The organism is Anaerosacchariphilus polymeriproducens (assembly GCF_003363435.1).
Taxonomy (GTDB): Bacteria; Bacillota; Clostridia; order Lachnospirales; family Lachnospiraceae; genus Anaerosacchariphilus; species Anaerosacchariphilus polymeriproducens.
Genome location: NZ_QRCT01000050.1, coordinates 395,484 through 415,444, shown reverse-complemented (window position 1 = coordinate 415,444; position 19,961 = coordinate 395,484). Strand labels below are relative to the sequence as shown.

The window sequence follows — 19,961 nt, the reverse complement described above, 5'->3', positions numbered from 1 at the left end:
TTTGCAATTATATTGCTATTATATTCATATGTCAATACTTACCAGCATTTTTTATTTACCTTAGCATTTCAAAAACACCGTATAAATCTACTTTTCCATATCCCCATATATTATTAGGATAAACAATATCGGTACTTCTCTCCGCCCCTCTGATTAATAATTTTTTGATTGTGGAACCTTTAATATTAGGATATCTGTTCCTATCTAAAGCCCACTCCAATAACATTGCCACAATCCCTGTAGTATGTGCTGCTGCTGCCCCCGTACCGGTAACCTGCCCATATTGGTTATTTAAAGTAGGACAGGTTAGATTTACCCCCGGAGCCGCTAAATCGGGTTTAACTCCTCCACTTCTTGTATAACCCCTGCTGGAAAAAATAGCAATTCCTCCAGTCTGGGTATCGTATGCAGTAATCGTGATTGGTAGAGCGGCATTAGCAACTGCTGTAATAGTAGTATCCGGACTGGCTTCTAAAAAATACGTTTCTTCCGATATTAAATCACCACTAGGCAGCCAGACATTAAAATCTGATGCAGCATTTTCCATATTGTGTACTCTAAACTTCCATATTCCTTCTTGCGGATTTTCAAAACGGATCAAAATCAACTGATCTCCGGTAATACTTTCTAAAACAAAGTTATTGATCCATAAAATGGAAGACTCAAATATAAAACTAATCTCCCGACAATCACTTAACTTGGGATAGATAGTAGGCACATATTCTCCGGTCGGAGAGATTATGTCAATGGTCAGCCGATGAGGAACTGACTGCCATAATTCCATCCAAAACATTCTATCCTTGTTACTTACCCGTAAATCAAACTCTTTTAATTGCTGCAACTGCTCAACCTTACCCAAATAATGCCTGTTTTTATTCCCCTCATTTCCGGCGGAAACAGTTACTGCTATTCTAGGCAGTTGAGAAGCAAATGAAAAATAACTGGCAGCTGGTCCTGTTCCATCATGACCTCCTTGACTGGTTCCCAGTGCAACACATATAGAAAGAGGGCGCTCAAGTTCATCTGCAACCTGCAGCAGATATTTAAGGCCCATCATAATATCTGTTTCCTGATAGCATAATTTGTCCGGAGCTATAGAAAAAATCTCCTTATTAACCTGTTTTGCTTCTTTTAATTTAACGATTACCAATTGTGCATCCGGAACTACCCCGCTAAAATTTTGATTTCTATTTTCATTTCCTGCAATTACTCCGGCCAACATAGTTCCATGACCAATTTCATCTGTGGAAGGTACCACTGATAATGGATTTTCTTGACTTAAGGCGTTATTGATTTCTTCCATTGTATATTCTGTACCATATGTAAACGTCTCAGGCGGACTACCGCCTTCTTCATTAATCGTCTGATCCCAGATAGATACAATTTTGGTTGTACCATCTGCATTAATAAAGGCCTGATGCTGATATTCAATTCCAGTATCTATAAGTCCAACTAAAATACCCTGCCCGCGCATACCAAAATTAGGATTATTTCTGGCTCTTATAACTCCGGATTCCTCTAAACTCTCCGTTGATTCAAGCGTCCATAGTGATGGAAATATTGCATACTGTTCTTCACCAAGACTACATTTATCTATCATTGACTTAGGCAGATGCACCATAGAATATGTAGTATTTATAGGAGTGACAGGAAAATTTCCTCTAACTAAAAATAATTGCAGTAAAATATTTTCTATTATTATATCTACATAATTATTGCTTATAATTTCGTTAGCCACTAACTATCCTCCTAACTTTTGCATCATACGCTTCATCTTATTTATTATATGAACCTTCTCCTCTATTGATTCCATACTCATCAGTCCATATAAAAAGGCATCTGTTTTTATACAGACACCTCTCTTTTTGTTATGAAATTACTTTATTAATTAACTTTCAAAAATATTACTTCTATCTCTTTCAAGATGTTCCGCAGCCTCAACAATCTGATTTAATTTATTTAATAACTCAGAAGATATCCTGTTAATTTCCTGATATATTCTTTTCGCTTCCTGGCTATTAGAATTTTTCAGCGCTGTCAGAACCTCTTTTGCTTTTGCATGAAGATTCAAATGCTGCCCATCTATACTTTTCCATAATTCAATAATTGCAGGATTCTTTGGTCTGCAAGAATAATAAAATCTACCAAAAGCACATTTATGGCCATCCGTTTGAATTGCACATACATCCCCTGTATCTACCATGTCTTTTAACTTATTAAGCCATTTTTGATGTGCTTCTATCGCACTGCTGACAGAATCTTTAAAAGACGTTTGTCCAATATAATAAAAAGGATCTATTGCCATATCACTCATTTTTAATACAGAATCTGTTAAAGAATCCTCGACTGCTTTTAACGGTTTAATCACATCATCCATACTCTCTGAAATTGTATGTAATTGTTCTGCTCGCTTTTCTAAATTCTGTACATCTTCTATTACTTCATCCATAGCAGAGCTCATATTTTCAATCGATTCTGAAATCTGTCCACTATTATCTGCCATTGTGGAAATAGCTTCTGCAAGATTCATTACATTGCTTTTATTCTCTTTTCCAATGTCTCTTACATTATTAAGATTTACATTAATATTCCCTAAAGACTCTACTGTTTCTTCAATACTTTTTGAACTCTTATTGGAAGCATGCTCTATTTTTCCCAATAATTCACCCATTCCTCCTGTTAAGCCTTTCGTCTGCTCTGCTAAATCACGAATAGAATCTGCTACAATTGCGAAACCACGTCCGGCTTCACCAGCTCTCGCCGCTTCAATTGAAGCATTTAAGGCTAATAAATTGGTCTGTCCCGATATTTCATCGATTGAATCAATTAATTGTTGAATATTTCCTACAATATCTAATAGTGATTTCATATCTTCGACCATTAAAGATGCATTTTGTGTCGTTGTTTCAGATAATTCCATAATTGCAGTAATTCCATCTTCACTTTGTTTGGTTGAATTCAATATTTCATTTGATCCTTCTAATAGGGTCCCTATTGAAGAAGTTAATTTATCTTGTGTTACTATAACTTCTTTTGTTAAATTTGAAGTGCTGTCAAAACTTTGTGTTAATTTAATCATTTCATCACTGATTACCGTAAGTTTCTCTTTTTTATCTTCTAATTCTAAATCAAGCGTACTTACTTCTGTAGCAGACTTAATAACACCACTCATAACCGTTCCGAATTGATCTCTTCCTTCTGAAATCCTTGTATATATTTCTTTCAACTCTGGAGAAGCTTTACTTTCGTTAAAATTTTTCATTTTTAAAATGGATTCTATTACACTTTGTTGTCCATTTTTATCTTTTCTAAAACGCATATTTTACAGCTCCTTTATTTTAAAATTTCATTTCTAAGTCATAATACTATTTTATCAATTTTTCACAATATTTCAAGTGATTTCTGTGAATTTCATCAACATTTTTACTTTTAAACGTTACTTTTCGCAATAAATTCCATATTTTCACATCTCTGGTATGGTAAATTTTGCACAAACTGGATATTTACTCATTATATTTGTTTTCGTATGATTAATATACTTTAGTAAAGGAGAATACTACAGAAATGAAAAAAACAAATACTTTAGTTATCGCGTCACTATTAGCTTCCCTGACTTGTATTGCTACTACATTTTTCAAAATTAATACTCCTCCCAATGGCTACATTCATTTAGGAGATGGTTTTGTTCTATTAAGCGGTGCTCTTCTGGGCCCTTATGTAGGAGGATTAGCTGCGGGTACAGGTTCTATGCTTGCTGATATATTTTCCGGTTATGCAGCCTATGCACCTGCTACTTTCATTATTAAGGCTTTAGCCGCTCTCACTTGTGGTTTTATTTATCAAAAATTGATTAAAAATATCATAATAGGTGGAATCTTAGGAGAAATTATAGTAATAGCAGGTTATTTTCTATATGATACATTTTTGAAGCTGAGTTCTATTGGAGAATGGAATCATACAGCTTTTAGCACTGCATTATTATCTACATTACCTACAATTCCTTTAAATTGTATCCAAGGTATTGTAGGCATAGTTATTACGGTCATTCTTCTACCAATTGTTAACAGATTTTATAAATCATATACTTCTCAATAATATTTTGAAAAATTAAACTTTGGCAATGTATACTCTCTTTCCATTTGGTAATACTCCATGTAAAAGGAGTAATGACTATGGCGAAGAAAAAAACAAAGAAAATAAATTTGCAAGAACTAAAACCGGAAGAACTTATGAAATATGAGATTGCTGAAGAATTAGGCTTACTCGATACTGTTTTAAAAGAAGGCTGGCAATCTTTGACTGCCAAAGATACCGGAAAAATTGGCGGTCTTGTAACAAAGCGAAAAAGAGATATGCAAAAATAAGCATACCTCTTTTTTATACTTTATCATCAAATTCTTTTAGTCCTAATTAACATTTACATCAATACTTCCTACTCCGCATTCCATGTTAATCGTCTTTTTTGCATTATGATCAATCTTTTTATCATTTCCCAATGCATGGAATTTGTTATCATTAATTTCCATATCTCCTACGCCACTTTTTAGTATATAATTAAAGTCATTTTCTTTTCCATCTAAATCTAAAGAGATTTCACCAATTCCACAATCAGCAGATATATCTCCATCTACTTTTCCACTGAGAGAAATACTACCTACTCCACATTCTACACTTGTATCCTTTGCCTGCATTTTTTCAATATCTATTTCACCGGCTCCGGCTGAAAGCTCCATTTTTTCTGCTGCTGCAATAGTGTCTCCATGCAAGCTGCCCGCTCCTACATCAAAAGATATTTCTTTTCCATAAAATCGCTCAATATTTGCCTCGCCTGCTCCCATTGTAATCCGTCCCTTTTCAAATTTATAATCTTTGGGGAGGTAAATTTTAACTTCTGTCCCATAGTTTTCGAATAATTTCCAAAAAGATTTTTTTAACTTTTCATGGATCACAAGTTTGTTTCCATCCTGGTAGCATGTTCCATAGTCATCCTTACGCTTCATGATAACAACTATTTTATCTTCATCACCAGAATTAATTTCTAACTTACCGGCATCCACTTTGATATCTAAATTTTTGATTTCTTCTAACGGATATTCATACTTTTCTTGTTTTGTTAAATTGGTCAAACCAGAGATATCTCTTATATTGCCAAATCGAAAGCCCATAGCAGTTCCAACTACTGCCAAAAGAATCCCTATGCCCAAAAAAACTACAACTAATATTAAACAAACCTTTGTCAATCGCTTCATACAGCTTTTTCTCCTTTCTTATTAAATATTTTCCGAAAAAGATCAGTTATTCCTTTGAATATATAAGGAATTGCTTTTGTCATGATCCATATGCTGAGTAACAAAAATAGAATTCCTATTGCAAGCATTATCAGACCGCCTCCCACAATCACAAGACCGGCAGGTGGAGCTGCAACCATCTTTACAATACCTACGCCTATTAAACCAATACCACCCAAAATAAGTCCTACTGTTGTCGCCAGAACTGCTATTAAAATTCCAATTACTGCACTGACAAATCCAATTAATAATCCTCCTGCAGTACATAGGATCGGCAGACCTACCGGAATAGCCAATAAACATCCTAATACAATCAATATAATTTTTAATGTATCATCTTTTTTCGTTTCATTTTGTTTTGTGTAACTTTGATTTCTTTGATCTGATTTCGACTCATTGATCACTTCTTTCTTATCTTCAAATCTGGAATCTGTAAAACCATTTTCTGAAAACTCTCCATTTTCTCCTTCTTCATTCAGTCCTGCTTTAATTGTCTGTGCTACTTTTTCAGGTGAATTCAATTGTTCAATGATCATTCCTTCATTTTCTACACCTGCATCATCAAAATAGTCGTTATAATATTGTATTGCTTCCTTTCTCTCACTCTCAGAGATATCTTGTAACAACATCTCTAACTTTTTCATAAATTCAATCCGATTCATCATTTCTTCCCTCCTGCAAACATCATCGAAATTTTAGAAGAGTAGGCCTTCCACTCTGTTTTATATAGATTTAATTGTGCGTTTCCTTTTTGTGTAATCTTATAATATCTTCGATTTCTACCGCCACACTCCATATCATAAACTTCTAAACACTCATCTTTTAACAGCCGCCTAAGAACCGGATACAGAGTTGATTCCGAAACTTCCATTGCCTGACGTACATCTTGCGTTATTTTATACCCATAGGTGCCATCCTCCTCTTTGGATACAACTGCCAACACAATCGCATCTAATAACGCTGCACCAGTATTAAATACCATTTTCATCACTCCTTACTGTTTCGTGCATAATATTATTCTATATCTAATACTATACGCCGTATAATATTATATGTCAATACCTACTTATTATTTTTTCTAAAATCATCTAATATAAATTGTAGAACCATTTCTACATTAATCAAAAAAATAAATCCCAAACTTCGAAAAGTATGGGATTTATGGAAATAAACTTCATAATTTACAATAACTTATCTTCAGAAAATATAATTTTTTGTATATGCATAAAAGTGATATAAAACGGTAGGACCAAATAATAACCTCTGATTTGATTAAATATATTCCCTTGAAAGAATAGAATTCCAATCGCTAATGTCTGTATAAGTGCAACATCTATTATTATCCACAGATAATTACCTTCTTTCAAATACATTCTATGATATATGATTACAATAATCATTAACGTTGTAGCTAGCAAGATATCAAAGATTATTCGCATACAATATGATTGAAATATAACATCCCTTGGTACCGGTTCCAGATATTTCATTGACTGAAGACTATCTTTCACTTCCCCAAATTTACTCGTCCAGAATGAAAAATCGGACCATTTTGTTGGAATAAAATCCTGAGGGATACTTAATGATAACTCGAAAGCCCATCGGAAGGTAAAAAATAGCATAAAAAACACCACTATCAGAATAATAGTTTGAAACACAAATGCTCTTCTTTTCCATATATTTTTCAAAACTATTAGAAGCATGTATGCTGCGAGCAACCATATAGGAAAATCTTTTATAATTTCCAGACAGTATTTAAGAATATCCTGATTAATAAGCTTATAATTTGTTGGCGAAATAAAAGTTGACAGAAAATCTACTGCAAGCTTCTTTGCATTTTTCTGATTTCCATAAAACAGATTCATATTATAAAATATCTTTTCCTTCTTGCACGAACTGATAAGCATAACAGGATTCTTATCCTCCACAATTCCACGAATCTTATAAGACTTATTATCCACAACTATCGTATTTCCAACAACATCGGCTGAACGAAATAGTTTATATGCTAGCATATTACTGATTACACAGCCTTTATTATCCTCCAAATCTGGGAAAAAACCTTGTTTTATGGAATATGGATATACAAGTTCCATATTACCATTAACTTCATATAAACCAACTGAAGCTTCTGTTAAAAGCGTCTTATTTTCTACTTTTTTTTCTTTAATATAATTCCATATTGTAATGTCTGGAATATCATTTGTAGCACTATCAGCTTTATTTTCTAATGCTTCCTTTATTGTTTGGCTGTTAACTCCATCCTTTTGAATACGAATACTAACTGTTTTGAAGTTTTCTTCCAAATACTGTTGTTTTGTTATTCCTCTACCCCATAAAATCATTGCCGCTAAAATAAGTACAGAAAATATTATTATTCTTTCAATCTGTCTTTTTGTCATTATTTATTATGCGGATTCTGTCACCCGCGGAAATATTTTTACTGCTGTTGACAATGATTTGATTATCACTTGTCAGACTACTTTGTATAGCGGCAGTTTTGTAGTCCTTATCCAACACAGTCACCTCTATTTTCTGAACAAATAGTTCTTTACCTAATATCGTTTCTTTCTTCTCCGTTACAAGCACAAAATAGTTTTCATTCCCTTCCATATGCAAGGCTTGGATTGGTACTGTCTGTACATACACCTTTGATTTTTTATCTATACTAAAATTCACATTTGATCCCACTTTATAATTACCATCGGTGATTTTTCCAGACAATTGTGTCATTTCTTCTGATTCTTGGTCAGACTGTTGCTCCATTCCTTCTGCATTCTCCCGACTCTTACTCGGATTTCCTATACTCTCTATGATTACAGAAGAAGAATTCCCCTCTTGGTCTTCTTCCAATTCAATTTTATCACCAACTACAATTTTTTTTGCATCATCCCTTGATATCACTCCTTTAAAATAAGACTTGTTCCCTGCAAAAGATAATTTTTCCACACCTGTTGTGACTAATCCTGATTCCAAATTACATTCTAATACCGTTCCTGCTTCAGATGCTGTAACAATTCCATTTGCATCAATCAGTTGTTGAATCTCATCTGCTTCCTCTTGTTTATCAACTATTTTTGACTGTGCTACTTTATTATCTAAATTTGTCATCTGATTATTTAGTGATTCAATCTTTTTCTGCTTATCTTTTTGTTCTTCTAATTTTGATAAAGCGTTTTGTGCGTCTGCCAATGCCTGCTCGGAAGACTTCAACTGTGTAGTAAGATCTTTTAAATCATTTGAAAAATCATAAGTCTGATTGACTATCTTCGCATATACATCCTTTGCCTTCTCATAAGTTTGTTTTGCATCTTCCACCGCAAATTGCTGTTCCTGTATTTCTCCACTACTTGCATCATTATTCTTCAAACTTTCTAATTTTGTTTTTGCTCTTTCGTATTCTTTTTTTGCATTTTCACACTCATTTTTCTTATCATTGGAAATTTGAGCTTTCTGATTCTCAATTTCCTGAGCTGTATCTGCGATTTCTCTTTTCGCAGTTTCTACCGTAGAAGCTGCGGTATCATCCTGACTACTATCATTCTGATAATTTTGTACTTGTTCGTTGAGCTTGGATTTTTCTATATCAGCCTTCATTTGTTCAATCTCGTGCTTTATTGTGTCTAACTGATCTTTCAGTCCATTGCTATCATACTGAAATAATGAGTCCCCTTTTTTAACCACATCACCTTGCTTTACATATACATTTACAACACGAATTCCTGTCAGTACTTTTGCAAAATTGTTAGCTTCGCCTCCTATCGTACCACTTCCCTTTATATTAAAATCTAGTGACTTCTGCATGACTTTGTCCACCTGCACCTTTGGAATTGTTAATGAATCTGCAATTCTTGATAATATGGTAAGCAAAAACATAATAACCATAAATACTATAAATAATCTTCCTGCATGATTGCCTATAGAATTCTTTCGTTTTTCTAATTTTCTGTTAAATAATTCATGTAACCATTTACTACTAATTTTATGCATTATAATTTCCTCCTTAATTTATTCTTTAATACCTGATGCTACGATTCCTTTTTCCAAATATCTCTGGCCAAATAGAAAAATTAATATTGCCGGAAGCATAACAATAACTGATGAGACCATGGCCAGACCTAGATTATCAATTGAAATCGAAGGTAAATACAGTGACAATGGCCATAATGATTTATCTTTGAGGAATGTTAATGGTGCTTCTATTGCATTCCAAGCTTCCAAAAAGCTTAATACCCCTGCTGATATGATTCCGGGTAATCCAATGGGAATGCCAACATAGAAAAAAATCTGCAATTCATTTGCACCATCAATTCTCGCAGCCTCAATGATAGACTTTGGTATTGCTTTAAAAAAACGTTCCATAATAAATACAGGAAACGTTGAAAAGACAATAGGCACAATTATGGCTAAATGTGAATTCATAATTTTAAATTTGTCTAGTACCAAATAACTTGACACCATGGTAACCTGAAAAGGTAAAATCATTAATATTATGTAAATCATAAAAATTATTTTTTTCCCACGAAAACGAAATCTTGCAAAACTCCATGCTGCCGGTACTGAAACCAATAATTGTATCAACACACCTAATAAAGCCTGTTTACAGGAATTCCAAAACATCACAAAAAACTGGGGGGTATCTAACAACAACTCTATGAAAGCCTGAAATGTAGGATATTGTGGAATAATTCTCCAATGTACTTCTGCCTTAGATAATCCATATATTTTTCCAATGCTCTGAATAATTTCATCTTCTCCCATGAAAGAGCCACCCAGCATCATACAAAGTGGTAAAATAATAATCAACGCAGTTACAATAAGAGTTATCGTAGATATTACTTTAAATATTTTCATTTTTATGAGTCAGCCTCCTTTTCTTTTTATAATCGCCTTCCCATCTTTTTTCCAACCAGGATAATAATAGAATCAATAGTAAGAATGTAACTGCAAGCATAACTGCCGCAGCACTCATTTTCTGAATATCCATACTTAAGAACCAGTTATTAAATAAATGTTGTAACATATAAATACTATTATTGGGGTAATCTCCAGCAACTAAATATACTTCACGAAATACCTTAAAAGAATTGATTAAGGAAAGTACCAACGTTATATATAAGGTGGATCTTAGTCCTGGTAGTGTAATATATTTGAATTTCTGCCAACCATTTGCTCCATCAATAGAAGCAGCTTCATAAAGTGAAGTGGGAATACCATTGAGACCAGCCAGCCAGAGAACCATATCATAACCAGTATTCTTCCATATATACGAAAATACCAATACATAAAAAGCTTTCGATGTATTCATAAAGTCTACAGGTTGCATATTAAAACTTAATAGAAATTCATTAATTAGACCACTTTTATCAAAAATAACTCTCCATAATAAAACTACAGAAGCTACTGGTATAGCCATCGGAAATAGATAAGTGGCTTTAAAAAAATCACCATGCTTCTTCCTTCCCACAATCAAAATACAAAGAATTAATGAAAGTAGTAGTAACAAAGGAATACATGTCACAACAAATCGTGCTGTATTCTTTATAGCCAATTGAAAAGCTCCATTTTGTAAAACATTCTTATAATTCAATACTCCAACAAATTGATTTCCCATTGCATCCAAAAACGAACGCCGAATAACGTCACCAAATGGTATTAATGTAAATATCAGCGTTCCCACAAAACTTGGCAACAAAAAGAGCCACGCTGTGAATTCTCTTTTTTGTATCTTCTTCATGTGTATTAATTTCCTTTCTAAACTTATATATTTTATTATAAATAATAAATCTCTAAGAAATCTCCAGTGAAATAATTTGCTTATAAAATGCGAAAAAGAACAGCGCCTGTTCAAGCGCTGTTCTTTTATTATTCTGTCAAATATACCGTTACTTTTTGACTAATATCTGCAACTGTCTGATCAATATTTTTTTCTCCATCTAAATACGAACGAGCCGAATCTATAATTAATTTGTATAATGCTTCATTTTTAACCACTGATTTTTTACATTTTTTAATTAGTGTTAAAAATTTTACTTTTTCTTCCTCGTTTGGCATCTCACCATTTATCAAATTATCATCATCATCCCAAGTTCCAAAAGACATCATCTTACTTTCTTCTTGAAACCACTGCTTTAATGAAGATTCCAATACTGGAAATCCGTCATTCATATTTAATTTCTGTATTTCATCTGAAAATAAAAATTTAATAAAGTCTTTTGCGGTTTCCGCTTCTTTGCTACTGTTATTCATGCCAACCATTGCACTTGGAATAAAACTTTCGTTCAAAGAACTGTATGTCATATTTTGTTTCTGTTTTAATCCATTTAATGACATCATTCCTTCAACACTATTCACTTTTGTATAAAGCATTGTATAAGGATTCCCCATTGATGCAAATCTTCTACTGTTTTCTACTGCATACAAATCTGTATCATCCTCATCTACAGGACACAAATTGTCCTTACTGATATTATCATTTAGTGTCTTTAGATTTTCCAAAAAGTTCTTTAGAGCTTTTTCATCTAATGATCCATCTTTAAGTATAGTATCTATATTCAAGGGCATATATCCTTTTAAAAGAGCTTCTGATGATATTTTTTTCATAATCGGTGCATTGTTATTCTTATTAATATAATCTACAATTTTTTGTAAGTTCACATTTGTATTAACTATCTCATCGTTTCCAGCAACAACGGGTATTGATATTCTTGCTGGGAACTGATATTTTTTACCATCCTTAGTAAAGCTGTCGTTCAAATTCGACAACAATTTGCCAGAATCAATAAGTGGATTTATAATATCACTCAAATCGGTCAACACACCCTTTTCAATATAAGAGTCAATTGGTAACCCATCAAGTATTAGAATATCTGCACCATTTCCAGTAAATAATTCGGTATTCAAGGTCCGAATATAATCTGAGTCAACTCCACCCTCCTTTGAATTTGCGACTACATAGTTAATCTTTACATCCGTGTTTTTAGTCTGATATATTGCTATCGCCTGACGTATTGTTTTATTTTCTTCCATTGAAAAAACAGTAATTTCTTTTTCCGGAATAGAAGATGCGTCCTTATCATAAACATATTTTTTTATTTTTTGAATACCATCTTGTATTCCTAATAAAGCCACCTCCGAAAAAGCAACGTAATAAACGTCCTGTTCTCCATCTTTTACAACAGTTCCTTTCACATCCATAGAAGGCATACCTAATGAATTAGATGACCCCTCAACTACCTTTTCCCATAGTGACAAATCTTTTGAATAACAATGGATACCATCAGGCCCGACCCCAATTACGTTTCCATTATCCTTTGTAAAAAGCTGTAATGAATCTATCACTCCATCAAAATCTAAAATTTGATCATTATTTTTTGTTTCAGTATTATAACTTACTACTTTTTTATCCTGATTAATCAAATAAACGCAATTTCCAGAAACAGAAAAGGAATTTGGATTAATTGTAACAACTTCATCTATTTTTTCTCCCTTCTGGTTGAAAATGACTAGTGAACTATCCTGTGCGGACTCCTTCATATTAAATATAAAATTACCATTCTTTAATACATTTATTTTACTTGGTATTTTATATGTATTATATTCTCCAACATTTGTTGATTCATTCAGACAAGCCATATCCAAAAACTGACCGGTTCCTTCATTCGTTTTTTTAATTATGTTAGCTTTCTGCTCTCCAGAAATATTCTGAAGACATGCATAATAAGATCCGTCCTGTCCCAAGCATATATCAACCATTATCATTTCAGACGTTTTAGAATTATTTAGCCAATCCAAAGAGGTTTTTTCCCAAGAATCATCTTCTTTCAACAAATAACAGTTATATTTCGTTGTTTCTTTTGCAATATATGTATATAATTCTAGTTGATGTTCTTTATTTTCAACAATTTTGACTACGGTTTCATCTTTTTCTAGTTTAGGCATTTCAATATCATGTTCTATATACCTGCCCTTACTTTTTTGTTTTCCTTTCTTATCTCCTGACTGCTGTGTACTATTTGAGCACGCACTTAGAATCATTGATAATATTACTATGAGTAGTATAAATATACTAAACTTTTTTCTCATGAAATTTTCCTCCTAATTTTTATAATATTAATATTCTTTGATATATTTTATCTTAGCAGGCATATCTCTAAATTTTCTTTAAGAAATTCTATTTTTTCCACCGGCATCTGGTAAAATAAAACCAAAAGTAGCTCCTCCCCCTGGTGTATCTTTCACATAAATTTTTCCAGAATGTAATTCTACTAATTCTTTGGCTATAGTAAGTCCCAGCCCATAATGGTTTCTATCTTTTCGAGCTTTATCCTCTCTATAAAAACATTCAAAAATTTCTTCTTTTTTTGACGATTGTACTCCATTTCCGTGATCTTGTACTTCAACATACAGACTACCTTTTTTGGTATAAGCGCGTAAAATTATTATATCTCCATCTTTGCTGTAAGAAATTGCATTGTCAATTAAAATAACCAAAATTTGTTTTAACCGATATTCATCTCCCCTTACTTTCGGAAGTATTTCATCTGGTAAATCCAACTGTAATCTTTTACCTCTTTCCTTACAAACTGAAACAAACGTATCATACGTAACAATTAAAACATCTTCAATATCTACAAATTCAACTTCCAGTGTCCAATTTCTAGCATTTGCATTAGCAAGAAACAGTAAATCTTCAATAAGTTTGCTCGCACGCTCACACTCATTATTAATAACTGTCACAAAATGCTCTGTTTGTGCTGGTTCCAATTGTATTGCAGAAGAGTTGACCCGGATAACAGCTAATGGTGATTTTAGCTCATGTGATGCTGCTGCTATAAATTGTTTGTGTCTTCTATTATTTTCTTCTACTGGCAAAAGTGCTTTTCCAATAATCCATCGACTTATTAAATAAAATAAAAATATACCAATAGCATCCATTCCCACAAAGAACAGACACTGCCTTTCGATTTCTTTTTTACTTTTTGTTATCTTCTTTAGAACAATAATACTTCTATTTCCATTTTCAGTTGATGTAATATAAATTTGCCCTAAATATCGTTCTTGATCTTTTCCATTAACTTCATATATTTTACTTTGAACTTTATTTTGAGATACAAGAACAACATTCGTATTTACATGTTCTTGGGATGCTTTCTTTTTTAGTTTTTTCACAGCGACAACAAAATCCAATTCTTCATTACGTAATTGATTACATATTAATTTATTTCCATTCGCTTCGATCTGAATAAAAATCTGTTCATTTTCTAGCATTTCCGTAAGCCACGCATCACTAATCACATTTGAACTATCAATCCTCATAATAACTGACCAAAAAATATTTTGAAAAGTCAATCGCTGATTATTGATCATTCTTTGCTCAGTATTTATAAAAATAATAACTAATACAATTGTAAATACTACTCCTGTAAATCCTGTAAATAAAAGTATTAGCTTCTTTTTTAAGGAATTAATCATCCGCATTAATCTCCATTCTATATCCAACACCATGTAACGTTTTAATACTTACTTTTGTATTTAAGGCTTTTAATCTTCTTCGAACCAAAAAAATATAATTATCTATATTACCTTCCTCTACAAAGTTATCCAGTCCCCAAACTCTATCAAGAATTTGTTTCCTTGTTAAAATCTGATTTTTATTTAAAAGAAAATACTCCAATAGCTTTTCTTCTTTTTTAGTCAAAGAAACCTTTATCTGACCACAGGAAGCAATAAATGTATCGGTATTTAGTTCCAAATCCATGTACCTCAATATCTTATACTCTTCCATAACTCTTGGTCTTCTTAAAAGAGCACGGATTCTAGCTAACAATTCTTCCGGATCATAAGGTTTCACTAAATAATCATCTGCTCCGCTATCAAGTCCCTCTATTTTATCCTGTTTGCATCCCATTGCTGTTACCATTATCACAGGTGTCTTCATTTTATTATTTCTAATATTTTTTAGTATCGTCATTCCATCTATACCAGGAAGCATCCGATCCAAAATAATTACATCATGGACTGTATTAGACAAGTAATATTCTGCATCTTCACCATTTGTACAGATATCGACTTCATAACCATCGTTCTTTAAATGTAATGTCACAGCCTCACATAATTTCTCATCATCTTCAATAAACAGTAATCTCATACCTCACATATAATCCAACCACCTCTCAGAAAGGTTGGAATTATTTCCTTTCCCCTAACTTTTTTGTTAGGAACTCTATCATAATTTTATTTTATACATATTTTCTCTAATTAATCTCTAATTAATCCATGAGCAAGATAAAACTAAAAGGATTGGACTCTGTGCAATACAGAATTCAATCCTCATTTGTTGCTCTTCTTTATTTAAAACTGTGAATATATAAACTTTGGTGCAGTAGATAAATCAGCATTCATCAAATATAAATAAATGATAAGCATCAATGCATAAAAATATACGACTCTGCTAAGTACTTGAATCCACTTTTTTTCTCTAATCTTCTTCATAAAATTTGAACAGGCTTTCATTTATCATCACCCAACCCTTTCGTCCAAGATGTATGCCATCTTCAAAAAAATATTTTGTATATTCTTCGCCTGAAAAATCCGCTACGTTTGCATGATATTCTTTACCGATGGAACGAATATTCTCATAAAATTTCTCTCTCGCTTCTTGTGGAAAGGCTGTATAATCATACCAATATCCATTTACAGGAAGAATTACTAACATAGGTTCTATACCAACTTCTTTGCAAACATCCAAGAAACAACGTAAATCTCCATATTCGGGCGATTCCCCATATCCATTCACCTGACCTTGGGATTGATTCTTCTTCTTGGACATAAAAGGTTTTAACGCATTATAGCATTTATCATCCATGTAAAATTCATTCTGATTGTATAACTTACCTTCTTGTTCGGCTTTTTTAAGATTTGCATCCCAGTCAATTACCTTATCATCTTTCCCATTTTTACTTTCCCTATGGTTTTTCCCTGAAATAATTTTCTGAGTCGCCATATGGAACATATCTTTTTCATCAAGAAAAATTTTATAAATTTTGTTAAAGATACTTTCTGTAAATCCTAACTTACAATGCTCAAATTCCTTGCTATATGATTTTACACGCTTTAAAGTTGCCTGATCCACATGTAAGAGTTCCTCTGTGCGGGAAATCATATATTCTTTTGTTTCTTTCGACAACTTGCTGTTTTCCAGCATGTCCATAAAAAATAGTTCTGTAAAACGTGAGGCATAAGCCTTATCCACCACTCCTGTTTTCCGGAACCACTGTGGGGATACTAAAAGTACAGCTTTCCTATTTTGTATCCCTCCTTCAATAGCACTTAATGTTATTGCGTGACACAAAGATTGATAATATCCTGCACCAATCAACATAGGCTTTATCTTAGAATCAGCAAACATCTTGCTAGGGTGATACGGTGTGTCTGTTGCATGCTGAAATTCTGAAGATCCAAACACAACAAGGCTGTCTTTATTTAAATGTCTCGTAATCCCCCATAAAGTTTTGGATTTCGCTTCACTTGTCCATAAACCAAATTCTCTGTCTCCCATACCCTTACTATGTATAAGATAAAAATGACAACCAATAATTGTAACAATTAATAACCCGAATGCTGCTATGAAAGCAATAAATTTCTTCACTCTATTAACTCCTTGCTTTAATCATTGCAATTATCTTATTTGGAGTATTAATTTCTGAACGCTCAATCTCAGAAGGTGAAATGAAAACTCCAAATGTAAGTTCTATTTCTGCTAATAATTCAGCAAATCCTAAGGAATCTAATAAATCTGACTCAAATAACTCAACATCCAAGTCTTCCTTTACAATACTATCTTCACAAACCTTTTCTAACAATTCTAATAATTCTTTTTCCATTTTTATCTCTCCTCTTATTTAATTATTTCTAAAAGTCTGCCTGAAAAAATAAAGAATCCAAACATTACCAATTGAATCGTAATAAACCAGGATACAAACTTATATCCTTTTGAATTTTTATATTTCATATGAAATTTGGATTTCTTCTGATAGATTTCTGTTAACGCCAGAAGCACTCCATGGTAGATTCCATATAGCAAATAGGATGGAGTCAGACCATGCCACATTCCCATAATAAACATATTCACAATAAAACCAAACGAAGCTTTCTGAAGTCTTGTATTGAACCACTTTTTTTTCATGCACGTCATTATAAATCTTGAAAATACAAAATCCCTGAACCAATGTGATAATGAAATATGCCATCTATTCCAAAAATCTGTAATATCTTTACTGATAAACGGAAATTTAAAATTATCTGGTGTACGTATTCCCAAAATGTAACTAGTTCCTACCGCCATCAAACTATATCCGGCGAAATCAAAAAACAAATAAAATCCATACATGTAAGCATATCCAATGATACAATACCACGATTTGTCTGCCATCAGAAATTCCATTAACCTAAAAAAACATGCTGCCAAGATGACTTTATAAATGATGCCAACCAATATTTTTTGGATGCCATCCGCACACTGCTTTAAATATTCTTCTCTCTTACATACCCTTACCCAATCATCATGAAACCTGCGGCTTCGATCAATCGGCCCTGAACTCAATGTTGGAAAAAAGAGAATAAAACTTGCATATTCAAAAACAGCAAGTTCCTTTATTACACCATCGTAAATTTCAATAATAATCTGAACATTCTTAAAGGTTAAATAAGATATCCCAACAAAGCCAAATATATTAATATGTATCAATGTTTCCAACTTACATAAAACTAAAGGTAAAATTGTTAATATCAGAAAAATATGATACAACTTCTGATTCCGTCCATATTTTTTTCTTAAATATAAATATCCAGCTGCGATTGAAAGCTGTAGTATAAAATAAAGAATCAAATATAATAATTGTATCCAGTTTTTGCTAAATATAATAATTACAAATACAATAGAAATTCCAAAAGAATATAATTTTAACGATTTCTCAAAATACCCCATTATAATAGCAGGGATTAATAAAACAATCAGTACCAAAAAAAATGCATAACCCTCAAAAAAATTCATCACATCATTCCCTCTAGTGCTTTCCTATCTGCTTTGCCATTATTTGTTAAAGGTATCTGGTCTAAAAATATAATTTTTTTAGGAATCATATAATCCGGCAGAAATTCTTTCAATTGTTTTTTAATTTGCTGCGATACTTTAAATGGCTGATCTACTTCTTTCCGATAGGATACAAACGCCGTAAGACTTTTCACTTTACCATCTTTTTCATTTGGTAATACTACTACATTCGAAATATCTGAAAGTTTCTGCATATTCCATTCTATATCTTCAAGCTCAATTCTGTATCCATGTAGTTTGATCTGTAAATCAATACGCCCGCAATAGTAAAGCATGCCTTGTTTTAAATAACCTTTATCACCAGTACGATATCCACGGTATTCTACTCCGTTTTTATTGCATTTGAAAAACGCTTTCTCTGTAAGATCAGGTTTTCTATAATATCCACAACTAACGGTATCTCCAATTAAAATTATTTCTCCTTTTTCGTTCTCCTGTGCAAGCGTTCCATCCGGCTTTCGAATTTCTATCCATGTACCTGTTCTGGACCTTCCTACAGGCAAAGGCGATTCCGCTTCATTTAATTCTTCTGTCACAATGACCTCTGTAACTGCTACCGTAGATTCTGTTGGTCCATAGGTATTTACAATGATTGCTTTTGGAAAACGTTCCTTCAGCCTTTTTACGGTTTGATTGGTGAGTATTTCTCCACAAAACAAAAATAATTCCAAATCCGGCATTAAATCCTGATTAAATTTATTGTCTGTAAGACAAATATCTGCAAAAGAAGGCGTCGATACCCATACCGAAACTTGCGACTGACCAAGGGATTCCATAAGTTTTGCATAACTTACCTGCGTTTCCTTATTCAAACACCACAAAGTCCCACCACAGGCAAAACTGGTATAAAGATCCATAACGGATAAATCAAAAGAAAAAGGTGCCTGATTTAAAAAGACTTTTCCCTTTTTTTTATCATAATCATTACCTAAATGAATAGACCATTCCAAATAATGATTCAGACAATTTGCTGTAATTTGAACTCCTTTTGGCTGACCGGTACTTCCGGATGTAAAGATAATATAAAAAATATCTTCACCAGCTACCCGACATTCCTCAGTAATTTCATTCATTTTACTATCAATTACTTTTTCAATCGTAATTCTATTCACAACTTTAATATCATTAATATTACATTCTAATTCTTCAACTGCAAGAACAATTGGATTTTCAATTGTATGTAATATTGACTCTACTCTTGGTTTTGGAGTAGAAATATCAATTGGACAATATGAATGTCCAGATTTAACACATGCTAAAAAACAAATCAACATAAAAGGACTTTTATGTCCAAATACTACGATCGGAGTATTATCACATCCAAACTCCTGTTTCAGATAACTCGCCAAGTGATTTGACTTAGTTTCTAATTCTTCATACGTCAAGCTATTTTCTTGATCTATAATTGCAATCCTATTTGGATGTTCAATTGCATTATTTTTAATATTATTAAGTATATCCAAAATACCATTCCTTTTCCGACATTTTTTCCTGCAATTATACATTATTTTACAACAAACATCAAGTTCTTAATTTATTAATAATTCTTAAATGTGAAT

Annotated in this window: 18 protein-coding genes; 2 read left to right on the top strand and 16 right to left on the bottom strand. The window is 32.6% G+C overall.

Going from position 1 to position 19,961, the window contains the following annotated elements; all coding sequences use genetic code 11:
* Window positions 1-55 precede the first annotated feature (55 nt).
* Both DWV06_RS17350 and DWV06_RS17345 read right to left on the bottom strand, forming a co-directional pair.
* Window positions 56-1,738 carry a S8 family peptidase gene (locus DWV06_RS17350; protein WP_235828994.1) on the bottom strand — a complete coding sequence of 561 codons (1,683 nt, stop codon included), beginning with the start codon at window positions 1,736-1,738 and terminating at the stop codon, window positions 56-58.
* A gap of 150 nt (window positions 1,739-1,888) precedes the next feature.
* Entirely contained in the window at window positions 1,889-3,319 is a 1,431-nt protein-coding gene (locus DWV06_RS17345) for a methyl-accepting chemotaxis protein (RefSeq protein WP_115483464.1), read from the bottom strand.
* Window positions 3,320-3,564: 245 nt separating this feature from the next.
* Here DWV06_RS17345 and DWV06_RS17340 point away from each other — a divergent pair, with 245 nt between their 5' ends.
* Window positions 3,565-4,095: an ECF transporter S component gene (locus DWV06_RS17340; RefSeq protein WP_115483463.1), complete on the top strand. Its 531-nt coding sequence runs from the start codon at window positions 3,565-3,567 to the stop codon at window positions 4,093-4,095.
* Between the two features lie 77 nt (window positions 4,096-4,172).
* Entirely contained in the window at window positions 4,173-4,364 is a 192-nt protein-coding gene (locus DWV06_RS17335; protein WP_115483462.1) for a small, acid-soluble spore protein, alpha/beta type, read from the top strand.
* Window positions 4,365-4,406: 42 nt separating this feature from the next.
* On the opposite strand, the gene DWV06_RS17330 is transcribed toward DWV06_RS17335, so the two are convergent.
* The 14 genes from DWV06_RS17330 to dltA form a co-directional block, all read right to left on the bottom strand.
* Window positions 4,407-5,249, bottom strand: coding sequence for a DUF4097 family beta strand repeat-containing protein (locus DWV06_RS17330; RefSeq protein WP_115483461.1), 843 nt, complete (start codon window positions 5,247-5,249; stop codon window positions 4,407-4,409).
* On the bottom strand, window positions 5,246-5,953 hold the full coding sequence (locus DWV06_RS17325) for a DUF1700 domain-containing protein (RefSeq protein WP_115483460.1): 708 nt from the start codon (window positions 5,951-5,953) through the stop codon (window positions 5,246-5,248). The genes DWV06_RS17330 and DWV06_RS17325 overlap by 4 nt, the downstream gene beginning before the upstream one ends.
* On the bottom strand, window positions 5,950-6,270 hold the full coding sequence (locus DWV06_RS17320) for a PadR family transcriptional regulator (protein ID WP_115483459.1): 321 nt from the start codon (window positions 6,268-6,270) through the stop codon (window positions 5,950-5,952). The genes DWV06_RS17325 and DWV06_RS17320 overlap by 4 nt, the downstream gene beginning before the upstream one ends.
* A 199-nt stretch (window positions 6,271-6,469) precedes the next feature.
* Window positions 6,470-7,690, bottom strand: coding sequence for an ABC transporter permease (locus DWV06_RS17315; RefSeq protein WP_115483458.1), 1,221 nt, complete (start codon window positions 7,688-7,690; stop codon window positions 6,470-6,472).
* Window positions 7,671-9,278 carry an HlyD family secretion protein gene (locus DWV06_RS17310; RefSeq protein WP_115483457.1) on the bottom strand — a complete coding sequence of 536 codons (1,608 nt, stop codon included), beginning with the start codon at window positions 9,276-9,278 and terminating at the stop codon, window positions 7,671-7,673. The genes DWV06_RS17315 and DWV06_RS17310 overlap by 20 nt, the downstream gene beginning before the upstream one ends.
* 18 nt (window positions 9,279-9,296) lie before the next feature.
* Window positions 9,297-10,142 carry a carbohydrate ABC transporter permease gene (locus DWV06_RS17305; RefSeq protein ID WP_115483456.1) on the bottom strand — a complete coding sequence of 282 codons (846 nt, stop codon included), beginning with the start codon at window positions 10,140-10,142 and terminating at the stop codon, window positions 9,297-9,299.
* Entirely contained in the window at window positions 10,129-11,025 is an 897-nt protein-coding gene (locus tag DWV06_RS17300) for a carbohydrate ABC transporter permease (RefSeq protein WP_115483455.1), read from the bottom strand. Before DWV06_RS17300 ends, DWV06_RS17305 begins: the two co-directional genes overlap by 14 nt.
* Window positions 11,026-11,153: 128 nt before the next feature.
* Window positions 11,154-13,373 (bottom strand): ABC transporter substrate-binding protein, encoded by a 2,220-nt coding sequence (locus DWV06_RS17295; protein WP_115483454.1) that lies wholly within the window; start codon window positions 13,371-13,373, stop codon window positions 11,154-11,156.
* 78 nt (window positions 13,374-13,451) lie between these two features.
* Window positions 13,452-14,762: a sensor histidine kinase gene (locus DWV06_RS17290; RefSeq protein WP_162300672.1), complete on the bottom strand. Its 1,311-nt coding sequence runs from the start codon at window positions 14,760-14,762 to the stop codon at window positions 13,452-13,454.
* A complete protein-coding gene (locus DWV06_RS17285) occupies window positions 14,755-15,438 on the bottom strand; it encodes a response regulator transcription factor (RefSeq protein WP_115483452.1) in 684 nt (227 codons plus the stop codon). The genes DWV06_RS17290 and DWV06_RS17285 overlap by 8 nt, the downstream gene beginning before the upstream one ends.
* A gap of 330 nt (window positions 15,439-15,768) precedes the next feature.
* Complete coding sequence (gene dltD / locus DWV06_RS17280; protein WP_115483451.1) at window positions 15,769-16,938, bottom strand: D-alanyl-lipoteichoic acid biosynthesis protein DltD; 1,170 nt, start codon at window positions 16,936-16,938, stop codon at window positions 15,769-15,771.
* Window positions 16,939-16,942: 4 nt separating this feature from the next.
* The gene (gene dltC / locus DWV06_RS17275; RefSeq protein WP_115483450.1) at window positions 16,943-17,173 is read right to left on the bottom strand and encodes a D-alanine--poly(phosphoribitol) ligase subunit DltC; all 231 of its coding nucleotides are present in this window, start codon (window positions 17,171-17,173) and stop codon (window positions 16,943-16,945) included.
* A 14-nt stretch (window positions 17,174-17,187) separates the two neighbouring features.
* A complete protein-coding gene (dltB, locus tag DWV06_RS17270) occupies window positions 17,188-18,342 on the bottom strand; it encodes a D-alanyl-lipoteichoic acid biosynthesis protein DltB (RefSeq protein ID WP_115483449.1) in 1,155 nt (384 codons plus the stop codon).
* Entirely contained in the window at window positions 18,342-19,865 is a 1,524-nt protein-coding gene (gene dltA, locus DWV06_RS17265) for a D-alanine--poly(phosphoribitol) ligase subunit DltA (RefSeq protein ID WP_162300671.1), read from the bottom strand. The genes dltB and dltA overlap by 1 nt, the downstream gene beginning before the upstream one ends.
* Window positions 19,866-19,961 lie beyond the last annotated feature (96 nt).